19 protein-coding genes and 1 other RNA gene are annotated in these 25100 nt (G+C 43.4%); 14 read left to right on the forward strand and 6 right to left on the reverse strand.

Features of this window, described 5'->3' with window-relative positions; genetic code table 11:
- Position 1: 1 nt before the first annotated feature.
- The 4 genes from ACPEGP_RS00475 (at position 2) to ACPEGP_RS00490 (ending at position 6398) form a co-directional block, all read left to right on the forward strand.
- Positions 2–805, forward strand: coding sequence for a YfgM family protein (locus tag ACPEGP_RS00475; protein ID WP_068407677.1), 804 nt, complete (start codon positions 2–4; stop codon positions 803–805).
- Between the two features lie 243 nt (positions 806–1048).
- The gene (gene bamB, locus ACPEGP_RS00480; protein ID WP_286796868.1) at positions 1049–2257 is read left to right on the forward strand and encodes an outer membrane protein assembly factor BamB; all 1209 of its coding nucleotides are present in this window, start codon (positions 1049–1051) and stop codon (positions 2255–2257) included.
- A gap of 483 nt (positions 2258–2740) precedes the next feature.
- A complete protein-coding gene (gene der, locus ACPEGP_RS00485) occupies positions 2741–4183 on the forward strand; it encodes a ribosome biogenesis GTPase Der (RefSeq protein WP_191691683.1) in 1443 nt (480 codons plus the stop codon).
- A gap of 241 nt (positions 4184–4424) precedes the next feature.
- Complete coding sequence (locus tag ACPEGP_RS00490) at positions 4425–6398, forward strand: sensor histidine kinase (protein ID WP_423813608.1); 1974 nt, start codon at positions 4425–4427, stop codon at positions 6396–6398.
- Between the two features lie 167 nt (positions 6399–6565).
- Here the strand turns inward: ACPEGP_RS00490 and ACPEGP_RS00495 are convergent, their stop codons facing one another.
- Both ACPEGP_RS00495 and ACPEGP_RS00500 read right to left on the reverse strand, forming a co-directional pair.
- Positions 6566–7732: a D-alanyl-D-alanine carboxypeptidase family protein gene (locus ACPEGP_RS00495; RefSeq protein ID WP_423813609.1), complete on the reverse strand. Its 1167-nt coding sequence runs from the start codon at positions 7730–7732 to the stop codon at positions 6566–6568.
- Positions 7733–8270: 538 nt separating this feature from the next.
- Positions 8271–8708, reverse strand: coding sequence for an MCR_0457 family protein (locus ACPEGP_RS00500; RefSeq protein WP_068406636.1), 438 nt, complete (start codon positions 8706–8708; stop codon positions 8271–8273).
- Between the two features lie 466 nt (positions 8709–9174).
- On the opposite strand from ACPEGP_RS00500, the gene surE reads away from it, so the two are divergent.
- The 3 genes from surE (at position 9175) to ACPEGP_RS00515 (ending at position 12476) form a co-directional block, all read left to right on the forward strand.
- Positions 9175–9975, forward strand: coding sequence for a 5'/3'-nucleotidase SurE (surE, locus tag ACPEGP_RS00505; RefSeq protein ID WP_423813610.1), 801 nt, complete (start codon positions 9175–9177; stop codon positions 9973–9975).
- 262 nt (positions 9976–10237) lie between these two features.
- Positions 10238–11041, forward strand: a complete 804-nt coding sequence (locus ACPEGP_RS00510; protein WP_423813611.1) for a peptidoglycan DD-metalloendopeptidase family protein — start codon at positions 10238–10240, stop codon at positions 11039–11041.
- A gap of 130 nt (positions 11042–11171) precedes the next feature.
- On the forward strand, positions 11172–12476 hold the full coding sequence (locus tag ACPEGP_RS00515) for a lytic murein transglycosylase (RefSeq protein ID WP_313493705.1): 1305 nt from the start codon (positions 11172–11174) through the stop codon (positions 12474–12476).
- Positions 12477–12626: 150 nt separating this feature from the next.
- On the opposite strand, the gene ACPEGP_RS00520 is transcribed toward ACPEGP_RS00515, so the two are convergent.
- Both ACPEGP_RS00520 and ACPEGP_RS00525 read right to left on the reverse strand, forming a co-directional pair.
- A complete protein-coding gene (locus ACPEGP_RS00520; protein WP_423813612.1) occupies positions 12627–13469 on the reverse strand; it encodes a UDP-2,3-diacylglucosamine diphosphatase in 843 nt (280 codons plus the stop codon).
- 77 nt (positions 13470–13546) lie between these two features.
- Positions 13547–14053, reverse strand: coding sequence for a peptidylprolyl isomerase (locus tag ACPEGP_RS00525; protein WP_228706546.1), 507 nt, complete (start codon positions 14051–14053; stop codon positions 13547–13549).
- 283 nt (positions 14054–14336) lie between these two features.
- On the opposite strand from ACPEGP_RS00525, the gene ACPEGP_RS00530 reads away from it, so the two are divergent.
- From ACPEGP_RS00530 to ACPEGP_RS00545, 4 genes are all read left to right on the forward strand, one after another.
- The gene (locus tag ACPEGP_RS00530) at positions 14337–16076 is read left to right on the forward strand and encodes a glutamine--tRNA ligase/YqeY domain fusion protein (RefSeq protein ID WP_423813613.1); all 1740 of its coding nucleotides are present in this window, start codon (positions 14337–14339) and stop codon (positions 16074–16076) included.
- Between the two features lie 468 nt (positions 16077–16544).
- Positions 16545–17183 carry a peroxiredoxin gene (locus tag ACPEGP_RS00535; protein WP_102076822.1) on the forward strand — a complete coding sequence of 213 codons (639 nt, stop codon included), beginning with the start codon at positions 16545–16547 and terminating at the stop codon, positions 17181–17183.
- Positions 17184–17425: 242 nt separating this feature from the next.
- Positions 17426–18085, forward strand: a complete 660-nt coding sequence (locus tag ACPEGP_RS00540; protein WP_423813614.1) for a glutathione S-transferase family protein — start codon at positions 17426–17428, stop codon at positions 18083–18085.
- A gap of 290 nt (positions 18086–18375) precedes the next feature.
- A complete protein-coding gene (locus ACPEGP_RS00545) occupies positions 18376–19344 on the forward strand; it encodes an META domain-containing protein (RefSeq protein WP_423813615.1) in 969 nt (322 codons plus the stop codon).
- 148 nt (positions 19345–19492) lie between these two features.
- On the opposite strand, the gene ruvC is transcribed toward ACPEGP_RS00545, so the two are convergent.
- Positions 19493–20077, reverse strand: coding sequence for a crossover junction endodeoxyribonuclease RuvC (gene ruvC, locus ACPEGP_RS00550; protein WP_201588736.1), 585 nt, complete (start codon positions 20075–20077; stop codon positions 19493–19495).
- A gap of 152 nt (positions 20078–20229) precedes the next feature.
- On the opposite strand from ruvC, the gene ACPEGP_RS00555 reads away from it, so the two are divergent.
- Positions 20230–20847, forward strand: a complete 618-nt coding sequence (locus ACPEGP_RS00555; RefSeq protein ID WP_068406667.1) for an FxsA family protein — start codon at positions 20230–20232, stop codon at positions 20845–20847.
- 135 nt (positions 20848–20982) lie between these two features.
- On the opposite strand, the gene ssrS is transcribed toward ACPEGP_RS00555, so the two are convergent.
- A non-coding RNA gene (gene ssrS / locus ACPEGP_RS00560) (6S RNA) lies at positions 20983–21178 on the reverse strand.
- A 246-nt stretch (positions 21179–21424) separates the two neighbouring features.
- On the opposite strand from ssrS, the gene gpmI reads away from it, so the two are divergent.
- Both gpmI and ACPEGP_RS00570 read left to right on the forward strand, forming a co-directional pair.
- Positions 21425–23083, forward strand: a complete 1659-nt coding sequence (gpmI, locus tag ACPEGP_RS00565) for a 2,3-bisphosphoglycerate-independent phosphoglycerate mutase (RefSeq protein WP_191692209.1) — start codon at positions 21425–21427, stop codon at positions 23081–23083.
- Positions 23084–23569: 486 nt separating this feature from the next.
- Positions 23570–25045: a S41 family peptidase gene (locus ACPEGP_RS00570; RefSeq protein WP_423813616.1), complete on the forward strand. Its 1476-nt coding sequence runs from the start codon at positions 23570–23572 to the stop codon at positions 25043–25045.
- The last annotated feature ends 55 nt before the right edge of the window (positions 25046–25100 follow it).

Below are 25100 nucleotides of genomic sequence, written 5' to 3' on the forward strand. Positions count from 1 at the left end.
TATGGCTCTGACACCCAATTCGCCAAATGCAGACAATTCAATGCAAGCGTTAAAGCAATATGGCAGCTATATTGTCACTGCGATTTTATTGGCGTTAGCAGCCTATTTTGGCTGGACGTATTGGCAAAACAACCATGCGCGCGTCGATACGGTGGCCGCCGACCATTACGCCGATATTCAACGTTTAAATGAAGAAGTTAGCCTCGCATCACAAAACCCAGACTTAGAAGCAGAGGCACAAGCGTCACTAGCAGAGAGCCGTAAAAAGCTAGATAAAGATATTGATGCTCTAGTGAGCACCCATGGTAATTCTGTCTATGCGTGGCAAGCGCTAATGATTAAAGCGCGTCAGCAAGTGGACAGCGATGATTTTAAAGGTGCAGGTGAGACCTTTAAAAAAGCACTGGCAATCGATTTGGGTGATGCGGGTCTACAAGCGATTACCCGTCTGCGCTATGCCAAAACACTATTGGCAGCGGGCGATGCCGATGCTGCTTTAGCTGAAGCTAATAACGATATGCCAAGCTCGTTTGAGGCAAGCCAGCAAGAGCTATTGGGTGATATTTATTTGGCGCAAAATAATAAAGATGCGGCGATTAAATCTTACAATAATGCTTGGGAATTGTTACGTAGCCGTCAAGAAACGCGTGCAGTATTGGCATTAAAGATGGAAAGTCTCGGTATCGTGCCTGAACCTATTGAGCCGCAAGCTGGACTTATCCAAGAACCTGCTATGCCTGCCCAGCCAGTCGTAGCCGAAGGTGAAAATGCGGCAGACAATAATAAGATAGAAGCTGGCGCATAAGCCAGTTGTTAAAAAGATACCAAAACCAAATATTAAAAAAATAGCAAAAGCGCTAATGTGCTAATAAAGAAAAATTGCAACACGATAAAACGTTGTACAAACCCTTTTAAAACTAAGTAGCGCAGTGAGTTAAAGAGGTAGCATCAATCATAAGTGCTTATTTATTATACTTATTATTGTGTGCCGTTTACTTACTGCTAACTAATTTATTCATGATTACTTTATTGGTAGTGAGAACCTATAATGACTCAAGCTATTCGCTCAAACAAAACGATAAACGTTAAGACAATCAAAACGACGGCCATGCATGTCGCCGTCATCGCAGTGATGGCAACAGCAGTCGTTGGGTGTAATCGAGGTATCAAACCAGTCGTCAATGAGCCTGTAAAGTTGGTACAAATCGCACAGCCAATTAGCGTACTACAACCTGTTTTTAGTACCGATGTTGGCAGCAAAAAAGCCAGTAGTAAAGACCCTCTTAGCTTGCAAGTAGGCTATGCCAACTCGCAAATCGTGACGGCCTCACGCGGTGGCGATTTGACAGGCTTTGATAGTAAGGGTCAGCGCCTATGGTCAGTCAATGTAGGCGATCAAATCACCGGCGGCGTGGCATTAGACGCCCTTAGTCAGACGGCTATTGTTAGTACACGCAGCGGTTCGGTGATGGCATTTGATAGTGCCACTGGTGCCAAGCGCTGGCAGCAGCAATTAACCGGTACGGTTTTGACGCCAGCATTAATCAGCAATAACCGAGTAATTTTATCGGCCAATGATGGTTTCTTGCATGGTCTGTCGCTACAAAACGGTCAATCTGTTTGGCAGTTTGCCACCCAAGTACCTCCTATCAGTGTACGCGGTACAGCAGCGCCGACACTGTTAGATGATAAAACTGCACTCCTAGCAACGGCTGACGGTCGCTTGCATGCTATTACTATTGATAATGGTCTACCGCAGTGGTCACGCCGCGTTGGCGTCGGATCGGGTAGTAGCGAAGTTGAGCGCATGAGCGATGTCGATGGTATGCCGATTGTTGATAGCAATCAGCTATTTGCCATCAGTTATAGCGGTCAGCTGCTTGGGATTGATCTGGCCTCGCGTCAGGTTATGTTCGTCAATGAACTTGCCAGCTTAAAGTCACTTGCGGTCAATAATCAGCAAGTTATTGCCACCAGTTTAGACGGTAAAGTGGTCGCTTATAACCGCAGTAATGGTGAAGTGTTATGGGAAAGCGAAGAGTTGGCTTACCGTCACCTCACCAATCCTGTAATGATTGGCAATTATATTGCGGTTGGCGACTTTGATGGGGTCGTACATTTATTTGACCCTGCAAGCGGTAAAATCGTTAGCCGCGTGCAGACCAAAGGTGCTTTGACCAACTTGCAAGTACAAGGCAGTCTGTTAATGACCCAAAGTACCGCAGGACAAGTAGCGATTTGGCAATTAGCACGCTAATTTTTTGTCAGTGACGGCTTATTTAACCTCCTATTTTTTAAAGCGATGTTTTAAATCAATGTTCTAAAGCAATATTTTAAAACTAGTTGTCAAATAAAGCGTTAAATAAGCATACTGGTATTAGGTTCAAGAAAAACGCTGCTTTGTCAGCGTTTCGTGCCTTGTGTAAATTGCTTGTTTAAGTAGTGGCTTTCGCGTACTCTATGCGACCGATAAGTGCTAGGTGTTTAAGTGCTAGGTGTTAATGGTATAAGTTATGATGATTGATTGGTAATTATATCTATACGCTTAACCTACCAGACTTTGGACAATATTTTAACCAACACTTATAGCAACTGCTTAACACAAAAAGCTCACTATTATTTATCATCATTTTATCTTTTATTTAAATTCGCGGTCGAATAGCGTTATTGTTCTTAATATAAGCGTAAACGCAGCGTCCGCCATTGTACACATCACTGTGTCTTTCACTGAGAGTAACCCATGAGTATCAAGCCTGTGGTCGCCTTAATTGGCCGTCCAAACGTCGGTAAATCTACCTTATTTAACCAGTTCACTAAAAGTCGGCAGGCATTGGTTGCTGATTTATCAGGGCTGACTCGTGACCGTCAATACGGTGATGCGACTTATGAAGACAAATCCTTTATCGTAGTCGATACCGGCGGTATTGGCGAAGCTGACGATGGTAGCGGCAATATTGATGACTATATGTCTGAGCAGTCGCATACCGCCATTCATGAAGCCGATATTATCGTTTTCGTTGTTGATGCGCGCGCCGGTATGATTGGCGCTGATGCTGAAATTGGTAAGTTTTTGCATACCCTTGGCAAGCCTGTTTATGTCGTCGCCAATAAAGTCGATGGTGTCCATGAAGCTGCGCCTGCAGAGTTTTATGCGTTAGGATTGGGCGAGCCGTATCCGATGGCCGCCAGTCATGGGCGCGGTGTTGGTAATTTGCTAGAAGCGTTGACCGCTAATATGCCAACGCAAGAAAATGTCGTCGAGCCAAGAGGGCTAAAGCTTGCGATTATCGGTCGTCCAAACGTTGGTAAATCAACGCTGGTCAACCGTTTATTAGGTGAAGACCGTGTGGTGGTGTTTGATATGCCCGGTACGACGCGCGATAGTATTTATATTCCTTATACACGCGATGGCAAAGATTACGTTTTGATTGATACGGCTGGTGTACGTCGCCGCGGTAAAATCGATGAAAAGGTAGAGAAGTTCTCGGTCATTAAAACCTTGCAAGCGATTGAAGATTCTAACGTAACCATCATTGTGATTGATGCGCACGAAGGCATTGTCGACCAAGACTTAAATATGATTGGTTATGCGCTTGATGCAGGGCGTGCATTGGTAGTTGCTATTAATAAATGGGACGGTCTGACCCAGGATCAAAAAGACTATATCAAGCTTGAGATGGATCGCCGCTTTAACTTTATCCCTTATGTCAAAGTACATCTTATCTCAGCGCTACACGGCACTGGCGTAGGTAATTTATACCCATCTATCTTGCGCGCTTATCAGTCGTCGATGTTTGAGGTATCAACCAACCGTTTGACGCAGATTTTACAAGATGCGGTTACGGCAAATCCGCCGCCAACGGTTGCTGGTCGCCGTATTAAGTTACGTTTTGCGCATATTGGTGGTCATAATCCGCCGGTGATTGTGATTCATGGTAACCAAACCTCTGCGCTACCAAAAAGCTATCAGCGTTATCTTGAAAACCAATTCCGTCAAGTTTTTAAACTTGAAGGCACACCGCTTAATGTTATCTTTAAGCAAAATGAAAACCCGTACGCCAATAAGAGTGATACGCCAACCAAAGCAAAAGCGCAGCAATTACGCCAACGTGAACGCAATCGCGCACAAAAATTTACCACCAAAGATAAGCCCAGATTTACCAATAAAGATAAAAAGCGTTAATTTTGCCAGATAGTGAGTGTCTTTACTTTTTTAGCAAATAAAGAACATTTTATTTTAACTTTGCTGTTTTTCGATTCTTAGCTTTTTCTGTAGTATAAAATGCCATGATGGCTATATCAGTCGTCATGGCATTTTTTAATTTAAGACTGTGTTAAGTTACATTAAAATGTCGCATTATCCTTATCCTCTCTATAATATATCTATATTATAATTACAAGTTGTCTTCACTCAGTTGAGTCATATGAACAACCGCTCCCCAAAAACCTTACCCATGCTTATTTGGCAATCTATCATGCAGACCATGATTTTGGCTGTATTGGCAGGTTTTTTATTGTCTTTTGTTTATGGCTTGGTGCAGCATTATAAGGAAGAACGTCGGCATACTCAGCAGTTGGCGAACCTCCTGACGCTTAGCGCGGCGAGCGTAGATGGCGATGAGGTAGTCGCTGATCAAGTGCGTTTTTTGTTAGAAAATGAGCAAAATATCGAAAGTATTTTATTTTATACCACCTCGCAGCCCATTGCTGATAGCAACCTATCAAAAGATGATTGGAAAAATGCTTTATTTGCCAATGCAGTCAGCTTTAATTATCCGGTCGTCGGCGACTATGTGGATGGCAATAGCACGCTCGCTATCGGTAGTGATACGCTAAACGGCGAGCAGAAAGATTTTACGACTTTGACCGCTATCAATGCTAACTCAAACTCAGAGAGCGACCCTGTAAGCGACTTAGTGAGCGAAATGTCGTCTGATACCGCCTTGGTTGGCTATATCAATATTACTTTAAATGTGGCAGCGCTGCGGACAGATTGGGTGCAAAGCAATTTATGGCTGTGGTTAATGACGACTACGTTGGCGATTATCTGGGCGTTGTTTATTTTGCGCAAACTAAACTGGCCATCAAAAGATATCGACGCACTGACCGAAGTTTGCGATATTGTGCTAAAAAACCCTGAGCTTGAGCAGCTACCGGCGATTCCGCAGCGCTTTAAATTTGAAGAATTGGTGCAGATTAAGCAGGCTTTTATTACTTTGTTTAATCGCCTGCAAGCGTCGAAACAAGACTATGCAGCGCTGGCGGTGTTTGAGCAGCAGTTACATCAAAAAGATTTATCGCTTGACGTGCAGCTGCATAATTTTCAAAGTATGATAACCCATGAGCTAAAAACTTCATTGAATGCCATCGTTGGCGGTTTACAGTTATTAGAAGGTGAACAGCTAAACGCTGAGCAAAAAGACGCAGTTGAGATTATTCACAATGGCAGTGATAAATTGGTATTGGCGCTCAATCAAATTATACAACTGAATCAAATCCAAAAAGGGCAAATCAGCCTACAAATCAGTGAGTTTAATCCGCTACAATTAATTTCAGACCTATTGGCCGAATATGAACCTATTGCCAAGCAGAAAGGTTTGGATTTAAGCAGTCATATTCATCATATTGATTATAGCCTCGAAGGCGACGCCGAAAAGATCCAGCAGATACTGTCGATCCTACTGAGTAACGCTATTAAGTTTACCCCAGCAGGGCAAGTAAGCGTTACTTCGCAGCTGACCCATTTCGACCACAGCAACCGCTGGCAGATACGGATAAAAGATAGCGGTATCGGTATTGATAGCAGCTTTATAGAAGATATTTTCAATCCGTTCTTTCAGGTAGATTCATCGCAGACCCGTCAGTATGAAGGCACAGGTATAGGCTTGCCGGTCGTTAAGCAAATGGCGCAGCTGATGGGTGCTAGTGTCGAGGTAAATAGTACGCTAGGGGTAGGGACAGAGTTTATTGTTACTATGCAGCTGTCCAATCAGCGCCAATCGCGCCAGCAGTATCTGCTGTCTGGACTCGACGTGATGTATTACTACTATCAAGATAGCAGCGCTTTGCTAGAGGAGTTACAGCGACTAGGGGCACGTGTCACCTGCTATCAACATGAACAGCTGGTTATTGATGAAATAGCTGATAAAAATTTCGATATGGTGATGTTTGCTGAAAACGTATTACCAAGTAGCGCTGAAGCCTTAGCACGGCGTATTCGTGCTTCTGAGACCAATCATCGTGCTTTGTTGGTGTATTGGTATTCGCAGCAGCAGGCGCTACATTTGGATAGTTTTGAGCACGGATTAAAAGCTGCTGGAGTTGATTACTGTCAGGTAGCGAACTATGAAGACAAAGCGCTGAGTAATTTGCTAAAAAGCTGGCTGGTTTGGTCTTAAATATGACGGTATTCATGAAGCTAAAGATAAAAAAAGACCAATAAAAAGACGCCCATCAAAGGCGTCTTTTTTATATTAAGCTCGCTAATCACTGTTATCTAATATCAAATGGCTTTTAAAACAAATTGTTAAGCTAAAGATTCAAGACAAGTACTTAAAACAATTCTTTAAAACAAGTTTTGTGCCCAGCGCGTAAAACGTTGCCAAATACGGCTCATAAATCCTGATTGTTCGATATCGCTCGTAGCAACGACAGGAACTGAGGCAACTGCTTTACCATCAATTACCGCCATCATTTTACCAATTTCTTGACCTTTTTTGATAGGAGCTTCTAAGCTTTCAGGAATATCGACCACGGTGGTGATTTTATTCTTTTGGGTTTTGCTGGTCAAAATCTGCAAACTGTCACCGGTTGTCAACTCCACTTCTTTTGCTTCGCCAAACCAAACCGGTACTTTACTGACGAATTGGCCAGCCGGCGCTTTAGTGACGGTGGTAAAGTGGCCAAAGCCCCAGTTTAGCAACTCACGTGACTGATCGGCGCGCGCTTGTTGACTTTTTGTGCCCATAATGACAGAGATAAGGCGCATATCGTCACGCTTACTTGACGCTGCTAAGCAATAGCCTGCGGCGTCAGTATGACCTGTTTTTAAGCCATCAACCGTCGGGTCGGTCGCAAGTAGGGCGTTACGGTTACCCTGCGTGATACCGTTATAGGTAAACTCTTTTTCCGAATAAAGACCATAATAGTCGCCACTGTTTTTGATAATAGCACGCGAAAGTTTTGCTAAGTCTAAAGCTGATGCTTCGTGGCCTTCATCGGGCATACCTGTGGCATTGACAAAATGGGTATTTTTCATGCCGATTTTTTCGGCTTCTTCATTCATCAAGGTCGCAAACGAAGCTTCGCTACCAGCGATGTGTTCCGCCATCGCTTTTGAAGCATCGTTACCTGATTGAATGATGATACCGCGTAGCATATCGATCACGCTGGCGCTTTTATTGACTGGTACATACATGCACGACTCACTGCTACTACCGCGGCACCAAGCATTGGCACTCATCAGTACTTGCTCGTCTTCTTTAAGATCACCTGATGCTAAGCGCTGTTCAATCATGTAGCTGGTCATCATCTTTGTCAAAGATGCTGGCGGCAATGGTTGATTGGCGTTTTTCTGCGCCAGTATCTCACCCGTGTTATAGTCCATTAATACATAGGCGGTATTGTCCATTTCAGGAGGCTGAATGGCTGCGCCCGCCATCATTGCACTCATAGAAACACTAACGCCCACTACCAGCTGTACCAGCTGTTTTTTCACATGCTTTACTGTCATAGATTGTTACACCGCATCATAAAACCAAATGTATCTATCGCTGCTAGCGCAGGCTAAATCTCAAGTTAATCTAACATAAACGCTTTAAATTTAAGCGTCAGAACAGATTTTTGCTGAAAGCCTTGGCGACTGAGCGATGGACATAAAATTAACGCCTTATCTTAGCAAAATGCCGCTCGATGGGGAAATGATAAATAAAATAAAATTACTCACGATTAGAAATTGGATTTATAGCAACTTTTTTAATATCCATAAAAAAACTTGCTGCAACGTCTGCTATGAGCGGACGATACAGCAAGCTGATTTATCTATATAAATTCAATATTTAATAAACCCAGTATGAGCTTAATTTAAACGCTTAATTTAAACGCTTATTTTAAATGTATAAGAACACTTATTAAAAGCTAATTATCAAAGGTTTTTGCCTAGCATCTATCACGTCATAATAACCAGATTTTATTGTCGTTAATAGTAAAGGTATTTATTTACATTGACCAGATGCTAGGTTTTAGCGGATTTACTTTTCTATCGAAACGGATTAATGATATTCAGCATTGGCCAAATCTTCGCACAAGGCTTTGTTCTCTTGTTTTGAGAAGCCCATGGTCCAACTACGAATACCTTGCAGAATTTGACGGTAATCTTGCTGCGTAGACAAGTATTGAATAGCCGCTTTTGGATCCTCTAACGATGGCATCAATTCATGCAGCTGCACGTTATAAGATTTATAAAAGCGCTGTTTTTGTTTGCCAGTTAACATCGGCGGGCAAATCTCTGATAACACATGCATCACCGCAATTTCATGCTTAGTGATATTAATGCCCGATAAATCTACTGGAATGGTAGTCGACGCATTGGACGCAGCTTGGGTCGCTTGAGACAGCATAGCAATAGACGTTATCAGTCCTGCAAGACCAACTTTTGAGGCGGTCTTTGCTATCACAGAAGCTATAGATAATATCGATTGATTTTTCATTCAGTATTACACTCGCTTATCTTTGTTTGATGGTGCTATGTTAATGGGTAAAAAAATAAAAGTCACATAAAATATTGATTTATGTGTAGATATATTGTGAGCTAAGCCGCCTTTACAGCAACATATCAGCATTATATCGCCCTAAGTTACCTCAACATAAAAGTATCAATTGATCGTGTTGTCCCTTGTTGCCTACTGTAACCCCAACGTATTGCCTTTTGCAAAAGATGCTTACTGCTACTATTAAAATTATGAATAAAATCAAATAGTAAGTTGAACTGACTTAAAGTCTGGGTTCGCCTCGCGAGGCGAGTAGGGTATAATCGCCCAAAATCTGAAACGCTGTAATGCCTCTCCTAGTTTTGGCAGGCATAATTATAGCGGTTTTACGATAAAAAAGTAGAGAACCTGACAAACGGTCATTAATGACGATATTAAGCTGAATTGGGCAAAAATGAAAATTTTAATGAGTAACGATGATGGGGTGCATGCGCCAGGGCTATTGGCGCTTTATCAGGCATTGTCGACCATCGCAGAAGTGGTGGTGGTCGCACCAAGTAATGAGCAAAGCGGCTGCGCCAGCGCTTTGAGCATCTCAACGCCGTTATATACCCATAAGTTAGATTCGGGTTTTATAGCAGTCAATGGTTCACCCGCTGACTGCGTTTATTTGGCGTTACATGAACTCTATCGTCATAGCGATTTTGACTGGGTGATTACTGGCATCAATTCCGGTGCCAATCTTGGTCAGGACGTTTTATTTTCGGGTACCTTTGGCGCGGCTTTGACCGCCCAGCTTTTTGGCATACCAGCGATCGCAACCTCTTTGGTAGGTGGCGGCACAAAAAATGACGAACCGCAGCAGGCCAGTCATTATCAAATGGCGGCCAATGAGATTGTCAAACTCATGACCGATACACCGATATTGGAGGCTTGCAAAAATTTGCCCTATCATGTATTAAACGTTAATATTCCTGATGTCAAAAGCGTAGCTGCGATTAAAGGTCGAAAAATAACGGCGCTGAGCCACAGTCAGATTGCACGTCCCGTCCATCATGTGGTCGATCCACGCGGACGCGATGCCTACTGGCTATCGTTACGTAAACGCCAACGGGAATTATTAACAGACGACGCAAGTATTGAATCAGCAGAAATACAGATGATGGATGATCAAGCGGTGGCAGCAGGGTATATTAGTCTATCACCTGTGCGCCTGCATCATACGCCAACCGAAACCCTTGCGTCACTCTCAGCCTTAGTACTGTAATTAGCCCTGTAATTAGTGCTGTAAATTGACTGATTTATCTAAGTTTATGATGATATTTGCCCGTGCTTAAATTTATTAGTACTAAATTTGCTAGGGCTTAAAATCGCTAAAAGTCATTGATTGTCGAATGACTTATTATTGAATGACTTATTATTAAATGAATAGTCATGGTGTTTAGGACATTAAACGTTATAACCGTTAGCAAAATGCTTGTGAGTAACACAAGGAGTTTGTGAGTAACATAAAGAATAGGAAATCTTGTATGAAGAAGCTTATTGCTGGATCACGCTTAGCAACCCTAGCCTTGATGGGAACATTGACGGCAGCGACCGTGACGATGGTCGGCTGTGCCACCAAGCCTACTTATCAAGGCGCTAATCAGGGTCCGAAGATTATCACCAATGGACAAGGCGTGCCCAATTATTATCGTGTGCAGCGTGGCGACACTGTCAGTCAAATCGCCGCCCGCTATCGTCTCAATTATCGCCAAATCGGTGCGATCAATGGTTTAGATAGCAAATATACGATTTATAGTGGTCAATGGCTCAAATTATGGCAAGGCGAGCCAGTAAACGCCAATAATAACAGTCGCTATAATGCCCCTGCTCAAACACGGCCACAGCCGAGTTATACACCGCCTGTGAACAATACTCCGAACTATTCGCAAGCGCCCGTCTATGAAGTGACTGCCAACGCAACGTCTGGTTATGAGTATCCAAGTCGCAACCAAGTGATTCGTAACTTTGATGCTGCTGCCGGTAATATGGGTATGTGGTTTGCCGGTAATGTCGGTGATCCAGTGCTTGCCAGCCAATCGGGTACGGTACTCTATTCAGGTAACGGCCTGCCTGAGTATGGCAATCTAATTATGATTCGCCATAGCGATAACTACATTACTGCCTATGCGCACAACAGTGCCTTGCTGGTAAAAGAAGGTGAAGCGGTACAGCGCGGACAGCGTATTGCAAATATGGGTAGCAGCGGCGAGACCAACCAAGTCGGTTTAGAATTCCAAGTACGCCTAAATGGTAACCCTATCGACCCACGTGCGGTGCTTGGACGTTAAATTTTAAGACGTTAGATTTTAAAACGTTAAATTTGCTGCAGTTTTTTAGTGGTTGTTGTTAATTGTTATTGCTTGCTCGCTATTAATTATTAGCTATCAGTTGCTTTACTTATTCATATTTGAGAAATTTATGTTATTAAACAAACAATATCTTGCCTTGTTTCCCGCGTTAGTCATGGTCGGCTGTACCAGCCAGCAGGCAATGCAAAAGCCGAGTACCCCTGTACGCCAAGGTAATGTGCAAATTACCCAAACCCAAACCATTCAGGTAAAGCCAACGCCTGTACCAGTCGTCAAGCCGCAGCCGGTTACTAAACCAAGCTATAACAGTTTTTCCGATTGGAAGTCTGATTTTTCGATGCGCGCCATTGCAGCGGGTCATGATGCTTCAACCGTGCGTCGTTTGATGGACATGGCTTATTTAAATCAGCAAGTTATCTCGCTTGATTCAGGGCAGCCAGAGTTTTCTAAAATGCCTTGGGAATATGTCGATTCTGCCGTATCAGATGGCCGTGTCAGCACAGGTAAGCGTAAGTTTGCCGAGCAACGCGCCTTTTTATCACAGTTAGAGTCGCAATATGGCGTCAATGCAGAAATCATTGCCGCGATTTGGGGGATGGAGTCGTCATACGGTGTGGTAACGGGCAATAGCAGTATTCCAAGCTCGCTTGCCAGCCTTGCTTATGATGGCCGTCGCCAAGAATTTGCTGAAACCCAGTTATTGTCACTAGCGACGCTATTGCAGCGCGGCGATGTCTCATGGTCACAGCTCGATGGCTCTTGGGCAGGCGGTATGGGGCAGACGCAGTTTATCCCTGATACCTGGCTGAAACACGGCGTTGATGGTGATGGTAACGGTCATCGTAACCCATGGGCAACGAGCGATGCTCTGGCCTCTACTGCCAATTACCTAAGTAATTCAGGCTGGGTGCGAGGCCTTGCGCCATTTTATGAAGCGACTGTACCTGCGTCGTTTGATTATTCAACGGTTGGTACCAAGCAACCTGCAGCCAGATGGGCGGCGATGGGCGTGGATACCATCGCTGATGTTTACTTAGATGCCAATACGCAAATGGAGCTATGGCTACCTGCTGGTAAAGATGGTCCCGTCCTATTACTTAGCCCAAATTTTGATGTCATCAAGGTTTACAACAACTCATCAAACTATGCGCTCGGTGTGAGCTTATTGGGTAAAGCGCTGGCAGGTCAGAGCGGCTTACAAAAATCATGGCCGCGCTATGAGCGTCCGTTATCGACAGCGCAAGTGCGTAATTTGCAGCAGCGTTTAACCAGCATGGGTTATGATACCAAAGGCGCTGATGGCATTGTCGGTACCAATACGCGTAAGGCATTCCAGCGCTGGCAAGCAGACAATGGTCAAACGCCAGACGGCTTTATTACTCAACGCACAGCATCTTCATTGGCAGGATGGTGAGACAGAGTGAAGTCGCTGTTTTTAGATAATCGTTATTTACAACGATGGTTTAAAAATAATTAACTCTCATAAATAAAAAAACTCCGTGCTAAGCGGAGTTTTTTTGTTCGTACAGTTTTATAAAAATTGTAGCAGTAGTTTAGATAGAGTCTAGACAGTCATCTTAAACTCAACCAACTCAAACTCAGCATTATTATCATCTGAATTTTTATGTGCCGTTACCGCCCCAATCACCGCACTGACTTTTGGCTGGCGTGATTCTTTATCAAGCAAGCGCCAATCACCAAGCACGTAGCGCTTTTTATCTGTCGCCGCCTGATGAATGGCTGGGCGATGGGTATGACCATGTAATAACGCATCGCTGTTTGCTATGGCTTGTATTACTGCATCTTCATTGACGTCCATGATATAAGCGGCTTTATTGGCGTTATTCTGCTGACTTTTTTGCCGTAATTTATCGGCAATCGCTAAGCGCTTTGTCAGCGATTTATTGAGTAAATACCATTGGGTCAAACGGTTACGCATCATTTTGCGAAAAAACTGATATTTTTTATCATCGGTACATAAGGCATCGCCGTGCTCTAAGCGATAGCTCTGCTGTCCGACGGTTAAATAATACGGCTCATAAATCAGCTCACCGCCAAATAAGCTACAAAAGGGCTGACCTAAGAGGAAGTCACGGTTGCCATGCATGACCAATATCTCACAGCCAGCTATCCGTAGTTTTTTTAGTTTAACGATAAGCGGCGTGAGCCAATGGATTTGGCGCGCGTCTTCTGACAAAGTCAAATAAGCGTCATCGCCAATCCAAACCTCAAACCAATCGCCTAAGATAAATAAGCGTTTAAGCTGAGGTAGGGCAAGGCAATCATCGAGCAGGGCCAAAAAAGCCTGCACTAAGGCAGGCTCTTCTGGCGATAAATGCAAATCGCTAATCAAAACTTGCCGCACCTCATGAGGGCGGGTCGTGATTAAATGATTAAAGCTTTGCATGTATCTTTATCCTCATAAGGTAAGATAAGCGGCTATTAATGACAAACCGCTTATCTTATACCGTTTATAAAAAACGATTACTGCGTAATGATAGTCGCAGAGTTGATGACTACAGGCTCGTTTGGCACATCAGCATGCATGCCAAAACGGCCGGTTGGTACACCGCGCATTTTGTCGATAACATCCATGCCGCTAGTGACTTTACCAAATACGGTGTAGCCCCAACCCTGCATGTTTTTGCCAGAATGGTTTAGAAAATCGTTGTCTTTTACGTTAATAAAAAACTGGCTGGTTGCTGAATGTGGGTCTTGCGTACGGGCCATCGCAATCGTACCTTTGTCATTTTTCAAGCCATTGTCCGCTTCGTTTTCAACGGGTGCATTGGTTGCTTTTTCATTCATTTCAGCGTCCATACCGCCGCCTTGAATCATAAAGCCGTCAATGATGCGATGGAAAATCGTCCCGTCATAATGACCAGATTTAACATAGTTTAAAAAGTTTTCGACCGTTTTTGGTGCTTTTTCTTCATTGAGTTCGATAACGATCGCACCCATATTGGTGTCAAGTTCTACTACTGGTGGCATGTCTACCATGTGATATTCCTTTTTGATTATAGCGTCTAAAATAACGCTGTTAAGTGGTGGTTAAAAATTTGCTGACTAAAAAGTTATGGCTAGTCTAACGGCTTTTTTGTCGTCTGTCATGTATCAGGCTGTTAATGCCTTTGCAAAAGCTGATAGAATAATGCAACGTTATCTTTTATCAGCGATTTTTGATTGATTATTTTAAATTTTCTTATTTTGAACCTTTTATAAAGCGTAATGACACGTGTTAAAGGCTGAAACCTTGCGCTAGGAGCAATGAGTAATGAGTGAGCACTCAAGCAACAATGTACAAAAAGACGAACAAAAAAATGACTTTATTCGTAATATCATTCGCGATGATGTCAAAGCGCAAAAATACCCGCAAATCGTGACGCGCTTTCCGCCTGAGCCAAACGGCTATTTGCACTTAGGTCATGTCAAATCTATCTGCTTAAACTTTGGTATCGCCGATGAGTTTGGCGGCGTTTGTAACTTACGCTTTGATGACACCAACCCAACCGCAGAGAAGCAAGACTATATTGATAATATTGAAAATGATGTGAAATGGCTTGGCTTTGAGTGGGCAGGCGAGGCGCACCATGCGTCAGGCTACTTTGACCAGTTGTACGCATGGGCCGTACAGTTGATTGAGCAGGGTGATGCTTATGTGGACTTGCAATCGCCTGAGCAAATTCGCGATAATCGTGGCTCATTTAATGAAGCAGGCACGCCGTCGCCGCAGCGTGATGCCAGTGTTGAAGAAAACTTAAAGCTCTTTAATGATATGAAAGAAGGCAAGTTTGCCGAAGGCAAAGCCGTGCTGCGCGCCAAGATTGACATGGCAAGCCCAAATATGAATATGCGCGACCCTGTTATCTATCGTGTTATGCACCAAGCGCATCATCAAACCGGTGATAAATGGTGTATTTATCCGATGTATGATTTTGCCCATCCGCTCTCTGATGCACTCGAAGGCATTACCCATTCTTTATGTACACTGGAATTTGAAGACCATCGCCCGTTTTATGATTGGGTAGTTGAAAAAATTGGCTTTGATGTGCCGCCGCACCAGTACGAGTTTAGTCGTCTAAACGTCGACCATACCTTGACCAGTAAACGCAAATTAAAGCAGTTGGTTGACGAAGGTATCGTTAGCGGTTGGGATGATCCACGTATGCCGACGATTGCAGGTATGCGCCGCCGCGGTTATACGCCTGAAGGTTTACGCGATTTTAGTGAACGCGTCGGCGTGACTAAGGTAGACAGCGTCGTTGATTTTCGTCTATTAGAATTTAGTATTCGTCAGTCATTAGAGACGACGACCGCGCGCGGTATGGCGGTTCTCAAACCTTTAAAAGTGACGATTACTAACTTTAGCGATGCGGTTAGCAGTTGGGAATCGCAAAAAGCTGATAGCGTCAATGCGCGCTGGGATGAAGACGCTCAGACTTTATGGTTAACCCAGCCAAATCATCCAAATGTCGATATGGGCGAGCGTGAAATTCCGTTTACCGAAACCCTTTATATTGACCAAGGCGATTACGAGATTGAGCCGCCAGCAGGCTATAAGCGTTTATCTCCAGAAAAGCCAGAAATCCGTCTGCGTAACACTTATGTGTTGGCAGTGACTGAGCATGTGCTAGATGACGCAGGTAACGTGGTTGAGCTAAAAGCCACGATTGACCCTGCGACTTTGGGTAACAACCCTGAAGGCCGTAAGGTTAAAGGCGTGATTCATTGGGTCTCAGCAAGCCAAGGCGTCCCAGCGACGGTACGCATGTATGAGCAGCTATTTAGCGCTGAAGACCCAAGTAGCGTCGCCGACGTTCATCAAGCGCTAAATCCTAACTCGTTGATTGAGCTCGATGCCGTAGTTGAGCCATCATTGGCAAATAGCGATGCTGGTACGCGTTTTCAGTTCGAGCGTGAGGGCTACTTTATTGCTGATAGTGAAGACCATATGAGCGACAAGCCTGTATTTAATCAAATCGTGAGCTTACGTGACAGCTATAAACCGGCTTAATTACTAATTATAATTTTAAGGTTGATCTATTACAGCTGCCTTTAAACATCATCATTACTGAACAATAGTAGTTTGCAAAATCGCCCATTTCTAGTACGCTAGAGATGGGCTTTTTTACGAGTATGGATTTTCTTGAAGGATTCAGAATAGTAATTTGGTGAATATTTTAAATGCAAACTTATGCGCTTAGTAATAAATGGCATAAGCGCATTACAATCCATCACAAGACATTCATAACCAGTTTGCTAAGATAGAAGAGAATTCTTGCTGACGTACTTTGAGTTATTGTGTAGTATTGACCAAGTACGTTGATAGCTAGGTACATTTATAACTAGGAATATTTATAACTAAGTACATTTATAACTAAGTACATTTATAACTAAGTACATTTATAACAATAGAGCGATGGATACCTTTAGGGGTGAACAAATACTAACGCTCATCACTCATATAAATAAGGAATAAAGCATGGCAAATTTACGTTTAGGTGATACCGCCCCAAACTTTGACGCAAGCACCACAGAAGGTGATATCAACTTTTATGATTGGGCAGGGGATAGCTGGGTAGTATTATTTTCGCATCCTGCTGATTACACGCCAGTCTGTACCACTGAGCTTGGGCGTACGGCGGCATTAGGCGGCGAGTTTCAAAAGCGCAATGTAAAAGCAATTGCCTTATCAGTTGACGGTTTAGATGATCATAAAGGCTGGGCCAAAGATATCGAAGAAACCCAAGGTACCGCCGTTAACTTTCCTATCATTGCGGACTCAGATCGCAAAGTGGCGGATCTTTATGACATGATTCATCCAAATGCCGACAATACCGCGACAGTTCGAAGTGTGTTTATCATTGATCCAAACAAAAAAGTACGCTTAACCCTGACTTATCCAGCTAGCTGTGGTCGTAACTTCGATGAAATCGTCCGAGTTATCGATGCGATGCAATTGTCTGATGAGTATAACGTCGCAACGCCAGTTGATTGGAAAGAAGGCGATGACGTTATCATTCCACCAAGCGTGAAAAATGAAGATATTCCCGCCAATTATCCAAAAGGCCATACCGAAATTAAACCTTATCTCCGTACCACGCCTGCGCCTAACAAATAAGTTGAGCAGCTAGTCCAAGCAGTTGTTTTAAGTTAATAAGCCCTATGACGTCATGTTATAGGGCTTTTACTTTCTCAGATTTTTATTAAAACAGCATATTTCATAAGGTTTTGTTATGATAATAACAGGCTGAAATATCTACACATGATATTCATAATTTTATCCATGAACGATAATGCAATAATCATAATAAAACCAAAGGGCGCTGAGTCGCTTTAAAACCGTCTTACAAGGAGTTTGCCATGAAAAAACTATACCTTACCCGTACCGCCCCAAATCCACGTAAAGCGCTTATTTTATTAGCGTCAAAAGGTATCGATGTCGATGATATGGATGATCTTGATGTGGTCGATATCGACTTTGCTACCAATGAGCAGATGTCCGAGGAATTTACCAAAATCAATCCCATGCAGACGGTGCCGGTATTAACCTTGGATGATGGTACGGTGCTGAATGACTCGCAGGCGGTATGCGAGTATCTCGACCGTGTTTATGGCGAGCGCTCGGTGATGGGTAATGACGTCGTACAGCGGGCGCAAGTATGCTCGATGCGCCGTATTGCCGAGTTTGAGGTGCTATACAACTTTATGCTGGCGTTTCAGCATAGCCATCCGTCCAAAGCGCAGCGTGTCGAGCAAGTACCTGAGTTTGTCGCGCCCTCTATTGCCCGCGCGATAAAAGCCCTACCTTATTTTGAAAATGCCTTAAACGGTCATGAATATTTGGTCGGTGATCAGTTAAGTTTTGCCGATATCGTGCTTTATTTGGGTCTAGATTTTGGTAAAGCGCTGAAAGTTAATCCAAACGAGCAGGGCGAAAATTTGGCGCGTTTTTATCAAATGATGCATGAGCGCTTTAGTATTAAAAATATGGCAAAAGCCAAACCTGCTTGTGATGAATGATAAGGTCGCCTTATAAACCGAGCTTTACATAGCCAAAAGCCTTAATGCGCTAACCACCATATTAGCCAGTTAAGGCTTTTTTTAATGACAAAATTAGAAAAACTATCGAAAACAGTTACTATCAATCTATAAAATTAAACACTTTGTAACAATAATAGATGACATCGGCGCTATAGTGGTCAAATTATGAACACTTTACAAAAACAGATACAATTGCAATTTGTAAGGTAAAAACTTCGTATGTTAAAAAGCGGAATATCGAAAAGGTTTACTCACAAGGTATGACTGTTATGACCTCATCTTTTGACACCCAATATTTTACGGAATCATCTTTTATAAAGTCTTTGGCTAGATTTGCTGTATTGCCTAGCATTCTAGCGGTAAGTCTGACATTAACTGCCTGCCAAGAATCCTCAGTACCAAGCGATAATGATGTACAGACAGAAAATGCTAACGAAGTCGATGGTAATGCTGCTACGCTAGAAAATGATGAGTCCAAGGCGGCTGAGATGAGCACTGAAGAACAAATGATAGCCAATCTTACCCGTTATCGCTGGACACTGATGTCTGCAAGCGATAAAGGTGCACAGCCACTAAATACATTGCTCGATATCAAAGACCAAGTGCGCTTGAGCTTTAGCCAATACCAAGGTGAGAATAGCCTAAACTATAGTGTCGGCTGCAATACCATGAGCGCAGGATATCAGCTTCAAGGTCAGACGTTGACCATCGAAGACGGTATGAGCACCAAAATGTCGTGCGGTGAGCTTGATAAGGCTGAAAACCAATTGAATGAGCTAATGCAAGGTGAGAATCAATTGACCTTAGTATTAGACGCCAATGTCGAAAACGGTCGTGCTGAGAGCGCAACGGCTGAAAGTCATCAACCTGTCTTAACGCAAATCACAAGCGACGCGGCGACGCTAGTTTGGGTAGGTAAGTTAACCTCACAAGCCAAATATAACAGTAAAGGTGAAACGGTATTTTGGGCGGTTAATGCTAAGAAAGTAGCCTGCGCTGATAAGAGCTCAGAGTTGTGCTTACAAGTAAAACCCATTATTTATGATGACCAAGGTATCAAGGTTAGTGAAGGTGAGTGGACAGCCTTTAACGGCGAAATCGATGGCTACCAGCCCGATGGTATGCACGATGAAGTACTACGTCTCCAGCGCTATGAGTTAGACGCTAATGAGAATGAAGAAGCGCAAGAATATGCCTATGTACTCGATGCAGTGATTGAGAGTAGCGTGGTCGAGTAATGCTTTGTTAAAGTAGGTCTGTTGGTCATTTTTATTATTTTAAACGATGACTCAAATAGAAGAGATAATTTAAACAAGAAACACGCGCCGTTTGCACGCGTGTTTTTTTATGGGCGTTTGCTTTATTCTATGAATATCTGTTTTTATATTAACGCAAATTGCCTAAGTCTTCTTCGGTCAAACGCCAGCGGCCTTTTTTCTTCGAAGCACCGCGACCACGCATGGCGCTGTTTAATATCAGTTTGTTCATTGAATGGCTTGAATGCGCATGACAAATGGCGCAGGCAAGCCCATCAGCGGCATCTTGCTGGGGTACAACTTCTAACGCCAAAATGCGGCAGACCATCTCTTGTACTTGCTCTTTTGCCGCCGCACCATAGCCGCAAACCGCTTGCTTAATTTGGCGAGCAGTATATTCCGATACTTCTAAATCAAGAGCGACCATAGCGGCAATCGCCGCACCACGTGCTTGCCCGAGCTTCAACGCTGAGTCTGGGTTTTCTGCCATAAAAACTTGCTCGATAGCGGTATAAATTGGCTCGTCGCCATATTTTAAATGATGCTGGGTGATACGCGTTAAGCCATTAAAAATACGCTTTAGGCGCTCAGGCATCTCTTTGGTATCTGTGCGAATGGTGCCTGCGTCTATATACGTAAGTTTGTCGCCCGTTTGTTGGATAATGCCATAACCAGTCATGCGCGAACCCGGGTCAATCCCGATAATAATTGCCATAGTATTCCGTATTACTTACATTTTGTTTTATGGCTTAAAAATCAGCCGTAAGTTTGATAGTATAGCAATCAATCCCCATATACATCATATGTTAGCCATATTAATTTGCATGGCGCTTAATTTTTAGATTTTATCTTATAGGACGACACTTTATGGGTCAGATAGTTGGTATTGCCATCGTTTGGTTTATTATCGAGATGCTGCTTTGGTATTTACTTGCGCAGTTTATGAGCGGTTGGTGGGTATTTATGTGGTTTATTATCGCCGCCGTTATCGGTATCTCTCTTATACGTAAAGGGATGGCAGCACTCAATCCAATGGCGCAGCAGATGAAAGCGGGCGGTATGATGAACCCTGCGATGCGTCCACAAGAATCAACCATGATTAAAAGTGTCGCTGTAGCAGCGGCGGGTCTGTTGCTGCTGATTCCAGGTGTGCTCAGTGATTTATTAGCCTTACTGGTGATATTGCCGCCAGTGCAAAAAAAGCTCAAAGACTTTGCTAATAATTACGTTATGAACAATCAGCAAAAAATGATGGAGATGATGGCAAAACAGATGGGTGGACAAAACCCGTTTGGTGGCGCAGGCGGCATGGGCGGTCAGAATCCATTTGGCGGTGCTGGTGGTATGAACAATCAAAATCCATTTGGTCAACAGCAACAAAATCCGTTTGGCAATGTGTTTAAACAACATACTACTGTCGATGGGACGGCTAAAAACATCCCTAAAGATGTGAAGAAAATTACCAAATCTGCCAATGACGAATAATCAATTTATTATTAAATAGATATTCTTGCCGACATAAAAAAGCCCCTTTTATCATTAATAAAAGGGGCTTTTTGAGTGTTAAAACTATTTTTTATAAAAGATAATATTTATAAATAAAATAGTGAATAACTGAATAAAACAACCGAAGTGCCGCCGTAAGATGGTGACCCATGAACCGTGAAGTTCAGGGCGGATGCGTCACTGCCTCTGCAGGTTTCCTGAGACACCGCAAGCGGTGCAGGCATACACAATGAGGCAATAGGTACCACATCCTGGTAAAGCATTATCGGCTCAGGGAATAAACATCTACTAGCCAACACTTCAGAATATAATTATCTTAACCAATGACTTGAGTGATTGCAAGTACGATTTACAGATTGCTACGTAGGGTTAATGAGCAGCATGAATGATGTTGAGTATTTACTTTATCTACCATGAAATGACAGAATTTTTAAGGGCTTAAATATGGCTTAAAAGGGCGATTTTTCAGCTATTTCGAGATATGTGTTAATATAGAGGACTGTAAACATCCTAAGATAGCATTCTAGGCGTTCATTCACTTGAGGAGCGGTAATCCATGACCCATAACCAGCAACAAGCAGAAATTATCGACGATAGTCAGGCTCAGCTCAATAATAAGCAAGATAGCGAGCAAAATAAAAAAGTGCCCCATGTCTTAATGATATTAGATGGTTTTGGGCATCGTGAAGACGATAAGGATAATGCGATTGCTGCCGCCCATATGCCAAATTTGGATAAGATCTACCAACAATATCCGCATGGATTGATATCGGCTTCAGGGGAAGATGTCGGTCTGCCAGATGGTCAGTTTGGTAACTCAGAGGTTGGCCATATGAATTTGGGCGCCGGCCGCGTGCTTTATCAAGACTCCACTCGTATCTCAAACGAAGTCGCCAATCGTGAGTTCTATAAAAACGAAGCACTGGTTAATGCGGTGAAAGCGGCAAATAAGCTCGGTGGTAATGTGCATATTATGGGATTGTTGTCTGATGGCGGCGTGCACTCGCATCAAGACCATATCGAAGCTATGTGTCATTCGGCATTGGTACACGGTGCTAAAAATGTCTTTGTGCATTGTTTTTTAGACGGCCGCGATACCCCGCCAAAATCTGCTGATAAGTACATCAACCGCTTACGCGATCATATTGCTAAGCTCAATGACCATTACGAAGGTGGCCGCGTGCAAATTGCCAGTATTATTGGGCGCTATTATGCAATGGATCGTGACAATCGCTGGGACCGTGTGCAAAAAGCCTATGAGCTTATCACCGAAGGTAAAGCCGACCGCTTAGCAACACGTGCCGATGGCGCCATACAAGCGGCGTATAAAGCACGCGAAACTGATGAGTTTATCAATCCAACGGTGGTGATTGGTCGTGACGAAGTGCCTTATACGGTCGATGACAATGATGCGCTTATCTTTATGAACTTCCGCGCTGACCGTGCCCGTGAGCTTGCGCAAGCCTTTGTGCTACCAGATCATGAGTTTTCTGGTTTTGCCCGTCATAAGCAACCAAAGCTTGCCGCTTTTGTGATGTTGACCAAATACTCTGACGTGCTAGCGGACAATCCAAAAACCAGTATTGCCTATTATCCAGCGTCTTTGACCAACACGCTTGGCGAGTATTTACAAGATAAAGGTAAGACCCAGCTACGTATCGCTGAAACTGAAAAATATGCGCACGTGACCTTTTTCTTTAGCGGCGGCCGCGAAGATGAATATGAAGGCGAGACGCGGATTTTAGTGCCATCGCCTGATGTTGCTACTTATGATTTACAGCCAGAAATGAGCGCGCCTGAAGTGACCGATGAGTTGGTCGCTGCTATCGAGTCGGGTAAATATGATGTGTTGGTGGTTAATTATGCCAACGGCGATATGGTCGGGCATACAGGTGTCTTTGAAGCCGCTGTCAAAGCGGTAGAGGCGTTGGATGTGTGCATTGGTCGCTTAGAAGAAGCGGTACGCGCTGCGGGTGGCGACATGCTGATCACCGCTGACCATGGCAACTGTGAGCAGATGCAAGACTACGAAAGTGGTCAGGTGCATACACAGCATACCACTGAGCTGGTGCCACTGATTTATATTGGTGAGAAAGCCGTAAAAGTACGTAGCGGCGGCAAGCTTAGTGATATTGCGCCTACGATTTTGGCATTAATGGATATCGAGCAGCCAGATGAGATGACCGGTAAAAACTTACTGCTTTCGGCTACATAAACTAGACATTTAATAGGGTTATTTAGCAGTCTATTACTACTGCTAAAGCTATTGAGTTTTATAAAAAGGGAAAGATATTGAGTGTCTTTCCCTTTTTTTGCATTTTTTCTACGCTTCGCCGCATTTTGCTTGATACATATTGTTTAAGTTACTTGCAATACTGTCCTAGTCTTAGGTAGAGGCGCAGTGTTATTTTAGACGACATCGTTCATGAATAACTTTATAATCATAAATATCCATATAATCTGAAAGTTATAAAAATAATAACCAAATCCTTTTTTTGAGTAATTTATTATGCGTCCAATTCGCCATTTATTCTTATTGCGGTCTAAAAGCTTGAGAAATATCATCATGCCATTGCCTATTGCTTCTAAATCTATTGCTTCTAAATCTTTTAAAATGAAGTCTTTTAATGTCAAATCAATCGGCTCTCAGCTATTAAAACCCGCTCTTATAAGCAGTGTAGTAGGGCTAGGTGTGGTCAATATGCCAGCACAAGCTGCTACCAACAATAACGGTAAAATCAATAATACTGGCGAAAATACCACGGCAAGCTTGCAATTGATTGGACTTAACGACGACGATGTATCCTTAAATAATGACGAGCAAGCTAATAGCGCCGACGATTTATCAGATATCGCTGATATGCTCGAATCTGCCGATCAAGTCGATGACTCGATAGATGCTGTCGCTGATGAAAGCGCGCTAAATGACGAGTCAGACGTGATAAATACCGATATTCCCGCTGAAGTTGCGCAAGTATCGTTAAAGGCCATTTCGCCTGAAACGCTCAAAACCTTTGTGGCCGTCGTTGATTTGGTACGACGCGAATATGTGGATACAGTCAATGACGAAGAGTTATTTAGCAACGCCATGAGCGGTATGTTGACCAAGCTTGATAGCCACGCTGAGTTTTTGGATGCAGAAGCTTATGAGAATCTGCGTGCTTTTACTGAAGGCGACGTCGGCGATATCGGTATCAAGGTGCAGTATCAACCCAAAGTAGGCTATTGGGTGATTACTGAGGTGGTTGATGGCTCGCCTGCCGATAAAAAAGGTATTGCCGTTGGTGATTATTTGCACCAAGTGGACGAGTTTAAACTTGGTGAAGACGAAGAAAGTAATGACATTGAGCAATTGCTCACGGGCATTGCAGGTACCCAAGTAGATGTCGTGACATCAAAAGCAGGCCGCCGTAAACATACCACGACTTTACAGCGTAATCACAACCATCCACAAGTTATTGAAACGCGGCTGGTAGATGGGATGGCTATTGTTAGATTACCCGCCTTTCAAAACAATAGCCGTGAAAAGCTGTTACAAGGGTTAATTGATTTGGATGCGCCTGTTAAGGGCGTTTTATTAGACATGCGTGACAACCCAGGCGGTGTATTGGCGTCAGCGGTAAGCGTTGCCAGTTTATTTATGACCAATACCGATGTGGTACAAGTCAAAGGTCGTCAAAGCGAATCCCGCACACTATCGACGCAAGGTGCAGCGTTATTAGATGCCATGCCAGTTGTGGTGTTGCAAAATCGTTATTCTGCTTCAGCGGCTGAGGTCTTAGCCAGTAGTTTGCAAGCGCAAAAACGCGCGACTATTTTAGGCGAGGTCAGCTATGGTAAAGGTTCGGTGCAGTCCGTGATACCGCTGAATGACGAGCAAGCGGTGAAGCTGACGGTTGCTCATTACATGACCGCTTCAGGTAAAAAAATAGATGGGGTTGGGGTAGCGCCTGATGTGACTTTAACAGGAAATGAAAGTACGTGGGAGCAACAGGCGCTTGATTTACTCAGGCAAAAAGCCCTGCCGTCGGGTGTTCGCTTTGTACGAAAATCTCAAGCAGCAAACGTTCCTAATCAAGATGACACTAATACTAAAGTTGTTAAAAATAAAGTGACTCAAAACAATACAATCATCGAGCATGTGACTGAAAAGCCGACTGTTAAAGCCAAGCCCTAATTTCGTTAGCATTTAAACTGAGACTTTTCGAACTGATTTAATTATCGTCTTATGG

This window comes from Psychrobacter sp. 219-2-C, from assembly GCF_049560815.1.
In the GTDB taxonomy this organism is placed as follows: Bacteria; Pseudomonadota; Gammaproteobacteria; order Pseudomonadales; family Moraxellaceae; genus Psychrobacter; species Psychrobacter faecalis.

Excerpts from the sequence above, each read along its gene's own strand:
- ACPEGP_RS00475 (WP_068407677.1), top strand. The coding sequence starts at position 2 with ATGGCTCTGACACCCAATTCGCCAAATGCAGACAATTCAATGCAAGCG.
- bamB (WP_286796868.1), top strand. The coding sequence starts at position 1,049 with ATGACTCAAGCTATTCGCTCAAACAAAACGATAAACGTTAAGACAATC.
- der (WP_191691683.1), top strand. The coding sequence starts at position 2,741 with ATGAGTATCAAGCCTGTGGTCGCCTTAATTGGCCGTCCAAACGTCGGT.
- ACPEGP_RS00490 (WP_423813608.1), top strand. The coding sequence starts at position 4,425 with ATGAACAACCGCTCCCCAAAAACCTTACCCATGCTTATTTGGCAATCT.
- ACPEGP_RS00495 (WP_423813609.1), bottom strand. The coding sequence starts at position 7,732 with ATGACAGTAAAGCATGTGAAAAAACAGCTGGTACAGCTGGTAGTGGGC.
- ACPEGP_RS00500 (WP_068406636.1), bottom strand. The coding sequence starts at position 8,708 with ATGAAAAATCAATCGATATTATCTATAGCTTCTGTGATAGCAAAGACC.
- surE (WP_423813610.1), top strand. The coding sequence starts at position 9,175 with ATGAGTAACGATGATGGGGTGCATGCGCCAGGGCTATTGGCGCTTTAT.
- ACPEGP_RS00510 (WP_423813611.1), top strand. The coding sequence starts at position 10,238 with ATGAAGAAGCTTATTGCTGGATCACGCTTAGCAACCCTAGCCTTGATG.
- ACPEGP_RS00515 (WP_313493705.1), top strand. The coding sequence starts at position 11,172 with ATGTTATTAAACAAACAATATCTTGCCTTGTTTCCCGCGTTAGTCATG.
- ACPEGP_RS00520 (WP_423813612.1), bottom strand. The coding sequence starts at position 13,469 with ATGCAAAGCTTTAATCATTTAATCACGACCCGCCCTCATGAGGTGCGG.
- ACPEGP_RS00525 (WP_228706546.1), bottom strand. The coding sequence starts at position 14,053 with ATGCCACCAGTAGTAGAACTTGACACCAATATGGGTGCGATCGTTATC.
- ACPEGP_RS00530 (WP_423813613.1), top strand. The coding sequence starts at position 14,337 with ATGAGTGAGCACTCAAGCAACAATGTACAAAAAGACGAACAAAAAAAT.
- ACPEGP_RS00535 (WP_102076822.1), top strand. The coding sequence starts at position 16,545 with ATGGCAAATTTACGTTTAGGTGATACCGCCCCAAACTTTGACGCAAGC.
- ACPEGP_RS00540 (WP_423813614.1), top strand. The coding sequence starts at position 17,426 with ATGAAAAAACTATACCTTACCCGTACCGCCCCAAATCCACGTAAAGCG.
- ACPEGP_RS00545 (WP_423813615.1), top strand. The coding sequence starts at position 18,376 with ATGACCTCATCTTTTGACACCCAATATTTTACGGAATCATCTTTTATA.
- ruvC (WP_201588736.1), bottom strand. The coding sequence starts at position 20,077 with ATGGCAATTATTATCGGGATTGACCCGGGTTCGCGCATGACTGGTTAT.
- ACPEGP_RS00555 (WP_068406667.1), top strand. The coding sequence starts at position 20,230 with ATGGGTCAGATAGTTGGTATTGCCATCGTTTGGTTTATTATCGAGATG.
- gpmI (WP_191692209.1), top strand. The coding sequence starts at position 21,425 with ATGACCCATAACCAGCAACAAGCAGAAATTATCGACGATAGTCAGGCT.
- ACPEGP_RS00570 (WP_423813616.1), top strand. The coding sequence starts at position 23,570 with ATGCCAGCACAAGCTGCTACCAACAATAACGGTAAAATCAATAATACT.